The sequence below is a fragment of the Arenimonas soli genome (assembly GCF_014643775.1).
Classification (GTDB): domain Bacteria; phylum Pseudomonadota; class Gammaproteobacteria; order Xanthomonadales; family Xanthomonadaceae; genus Arenimonas; species Arenimonas soli.
Genome location: NZ_BMKC01000007.1, coordinates 1 through 3,163, shown reverse-complemented (window position 1 = coordinate 3,163; position 3,163 = coordinate 1). Strand labels below are relative to the sequence as shown.

The window sequence follows — 3,163 nt, the reverse complement described above, 5'->3', positions numbered from 1 at the left end:
GGGGTAAAGCCCCTGGCGATGACCTACTCTTGCATGGCTTAGGCCACACTACCATTGGCGCAGCTGCGTTTCACTTCCGAGTTCGGGATGGGATCGGGTGGTTCCACAGCGCTATGGTCGCCAGGGAGAGGGTGGAGGGTCGCGTTGGCTGCGGTGTATTGCAGTTATCGCGCTCACGCTCTCGTTGGTTGGGAAGTAGCGAACATTTTTTGGCGTTACCGTGATCGACGTGTTGTCGAGGGTAAGGCGTCTTGAGGTTATATGATCAAGCCTCACGGATCATTAGTATCAGTTAGCTCAACGCATTGCTGCGCTTACACACCTGACCTATCAACGACGTGGTCTTCATCGTTCCTTTAGGGGACTTGTGTCCCGGGAGATCTCATCTTGAGGCGCGCTTCCCGCTTAGATGCTTTCAGCGGTTATCGTTTCCGACCATAGCTACCCGGCAGTGCCATTGGCATGACAACCGGAACACCAGGGGGTCGTCCACTCCGGTCCTCTCGTACTAGGAGCAGCCCCTCTCAAATCTCCAACGCCCACGACAGATAGGGACCGAACTGTCTCACGACGTTCTGAACCCAGCTCGCGTACCACTTTAAATGGCGAACAGCCATACCCTTGGGACCGACTACAGCCCCAGGATGTGATGAGCCGACATCGAGGTGCCAAACACCGCCGTCGATATGAACTCTTGGGCGGTATCAGCCTGTTATCCCCGGAGTACCTTTTATCCGTTGAGCGATGGCCCTTCCATACAGAACCACCGGATCACTAAGACCTACTTTCGTACCTGCTTGATCCGTCGATCTCGCAGTCAAGCACGCTTATGCCTTTGCACACAGTGCGCGATGTCCGACCGCGCTGAGCGTACCTTCGTGCTCCTCCGTTACTCTTTGGGAGGAGACCGCCCCAGTCAAACTACCCACCATACATGGTCCCCGACCCGGATAACGGGCCCAGGTTAGAACGTCAAGCACATCAGGGTGGTATTTCAAGGATGGCTCCATGCGAACTAGCGTCCACACTTCAAAGCCTCCCACCTATCCTACACAGACGAACTCAACGTTCAATGTAAAGCTATAGTAAAGGTTCACGGGGTCTTTCCGTCTTGCCGCGGGAACGCTGCATCTTCACAGCGATTTCAATTTCACTGAGTCTTGGGTGGAGACAGCGCCGCTGTCGTTACGCCATTCGTGCAGGTCGGAACTTACCCGACAAGGAATTTCGCTACCTTAGGACCGTTATAGTTACGGCCGCCGTTTACCGGGGCTTCGATCAAGAGCTTCGCCTTGCGGCTAACCCCATCAATTAACCTTCCGGCACCGGGCAGGCGTCACACCCTATACGTCCACTTTCGTGTTTGCAGAGTGCTGTGTTTTTGATAAACAGTCGCAGCGGCCTGGTTACTGCGGCCCTCTAGGGCTCGACAATGCATATTGCCACCCTGGAGGGCGCACCTTCTCCCGAAGTTACGGTGCCATGTTGCCTAGTTCCTTCACCCAAGTTCTCTCAAGCGCCTGAGAATTCTCATCCTGCCCACCTGTGTCGGTTTACGGTACGGTCTGCGTGACCTGAAGCTTAGAGGCTTTTCCTGGAAGCGTGGTATCAGTGACTTCGTCCAATAGGACTCGTCTCGGTGCTCGGCATAAAGAGACGCGGATTTGCCTACGCCTCATGCCTACCTCCTTTCCCCGGGACAACCAACGCCCGGTACACCTAACCTTCTCCGTCCCCCCATCGCAGTCACGCGAGGTGCTGGAATATTAACCAGCTTCCCATCGACTACACCTTTCGGTCTCGCCTTAGGGGCCGACTCACCCTGCACCGATTAACGTTGTGCAAGGAAACCTTGGGCTTTCGGCGTGCGGGCTTTTCACCCGCATTATCGTTACTCATGTCAGCATTCGCACTTCCGATACCTCCAGCAGACTTCTCAATCTGCCTTCGCAGGCTTACGGAACGCTCCTCTACCGCGCACACCAAAGGTGTGCACCCTAAGCTTCGGTATACCGCTTAGCCCCGTTAAATCTTCCGCGCAGGCCGACTCGACCAGTGAGCTATTACGCTTTCTTTAAAGGATGGCTGCTTCTAAGCCAACCTCCTGGCTGTCTGTGCCTTCCCACATCGTTTTCCACTGAGCGGTAATTTGGGGACCTTAGCTGTAGGTCTGGGTTGTTTCCCTTTTCACGACGGACGTTAGCACCCGCCGTGTGTCTCCCGCATAGTCTGTCTTGGTATTCGGAGTTTGCCATGGTTTGGTAAGTCGCAATGACCCCCTAGCCATAACAGTGCTCTACCCCCAAGAAGATTCGTGCGAGGCGCTACCTAAATAGCTTTCGAGGAGAACCAGCTATCTCCGGGTTCGATTAGCTTTTCACTCCTAGCCACACCTCATCCCCTACTTTTGCAACAGGAGTGGGTTCGGGCCTCCAGTCGGTGTTACCCGACCTTCACCCTGGGCATGGCTAGATCACCCGGTTTCGGGTCTACTGCATGCGACTATGCGCCCTATTCAGACTCGGTTTCCCTTCGCCTCCCCTATACGGTTAAGCTCGCCACATACAGTAAGTCGCTGACCCATTATACAAAAGGTACGCAGTCACCGAACAAGTCGGCTCCCACTGCTTGTACGCACACGGTTTCAGGTTCTATTTCACTCCCCTCTCCGGGGTTCTTTTCGCCTTTCCCTCACGGTACTGGTTCACTATCGGTCGGTCAGGAGTATTTAGCCTTGGAGGATGGTCCCCCCATGTTCAGACAGGGTTTCACGTGCCCCGCCTTACTCATCATCATCTGCGTGGCCCTTTCACATACAGGGCTATCACCTTCTATGGCCGGCCTTTCCAGGCCGTTTTGCTAGAACCATGCAGACTTCAGGGCTGGTCCCCGTTCGCTCGTCACTACTAGGGGAATCTCGGTTGATTTCTTTTCCTCTGGTTACTTAGATATTTCAGTTCACCAGGTTCGCCTCGTACGGCTATGTATTCACCGTACGATACTCCTTGCGGAGTGGGTTTCCCCATTCGGACATCTCCGGGTCAATGTCTGTTGCCGACTCACCGGAGCTTTTCGCAGGCTGCCACGTCCTTCATCGCCTCTGACCGCCAAGGCATCCACCGTGTGCGCTTATTCGCTTGACCATATAACCCCAAGTCGCCTC

2 rRNA genes are annotated in these 3,163 nt (G+C 54.8%); both read right to left on the bottom strand.

Annotation, left to right across the window (positions count from 1 at the left end):
- Nucleotides 1-10: 10 nt before the first annotated feature.
- Nucleotides 11-125, bottom strand: a 5S ribosomal RNA gene (rrf, locus tag IEX13_RS14125).
- A gap of 136 nt (nucleotides 126-261) precedes the next feature.
- A 23S ribosomal RNA gene (locus IEX13_RS14120) occupies nucleotides 262-3,143 on the bottom strand.
- Nucleotides 3,144-3,163 lie beyond the last annotated feature (20 nt).